This window comes from Vibrio sp. HI00D65 (assembly GCF_001635455.1).
GTDB lineage: Bacteria > Pseudomonadota > Gammaproteobacteria > Enterobacterales > Vibrionaceae > Vibrio.
Map to the genome: position 1 here is coordinate 1 of NZ_LWEH01000493.1, position 244 is coordinate 244.

A 244-nucleotide genomic window follows, 5' to 3' on the forward strand; every position below is an offset into this window, starting at 1 on the left:
ACATCAATCCCTTCTAATCCAGTTGAAGATTTGAACATTGATTTAGGCAAACCAATTGTATTCGCCTTACCGTTTCGCTCAAGCGTCGACCTACTGACACTACAAAAGCATGCGCTAGAACTGGGTTTACCGGATCCGTTAAGCAAGCTTGAAATCGGTGGTAAATCACTGCCACGCTACGTTTTCATCTCTTCACGTAAAACGCTGCTACAAGATGATGATTACGTCCCAGCCTCTTCTATTG

General features: G+C 43.9%; 1 pseudogene. It reads left to right on the forward strand.

What is annotated here, in order from left to right:
* Nucleotides 1–244 (forward strand): annotated as a pseudogene (locus tag A3712_RS23075) (glycerol-3-phosphate 1-O-acyltransferase PlsB); the annotation flags it as partial.